Annotated in this window: 1 protein-coding gene; it reads left to right on the forward strand. The window is 40.0% G+C overall.

Translation table 11 applies throughout. The annotated features are described in order from the left end of the window. The first annotated feature begins 104 nt into the window (after positions 1-104). Positions 105-428: a hypothetical protein gene (locus BCV39_RS20305; RefSeq protein WP_102431779.1), complete on the forward strand. Its 324-nt coding sequence runs from the start codon at positions 105-107 to the stop codon at positions 426-428. Positions 429-475 lie beyond the last annotated feature (47 nt).

Raw genomic sequence — 475 nt, forward strand, 5'->3', positions numbered from 1 at the left:
TATATCTCAAAGTTATTAGTAGCTAACCGAAAATTTCACACCATAAGTGAAAGATAAAATCTATAACCTACGTGATTTCAACCTATCTTAAAGAGCCACTCCAAATGAAAAGCAAACTCGCATTATTAGCACTACTCTCGTTCAACACAGCTTCAGCCAGCGACTTATTCTTATTTGAACAAGTCACCGCTTTCAAGTTAGGCGGTGAGCAACATAGCCTTAGTGGAATAGAAAAGCACACGCAGCAGAGAATTCGTATTGAGTGGCGAGAAAACCCTTACGAGAATTCACAGCGTTTAGATAGATGTATTACAACGTTCCAACAAGCAATGAACCAACCGGAACGTTATTACTTGCATGTTGAGCTCGCACAATCGACGTTCATAGGTTGTGAAGTCGGAGTGAAGGAAAGCTTGTTAGCGAATTGAACTCAATAAGATTAAGATCACATGGTTGGTCGTGAATTTATCGTCGG

Origin of the sequence: Vibrio sp. 10N.286.55.E10, assembly GCF_002872555.1 — a bacterium.
Taxonomy (GTDB): Bacteria; Pseudomonadota; Gammaproteobacteria; order Enterobacterales; family Vibrionaceae; genus Vibrio; species Vibrio crassostreae.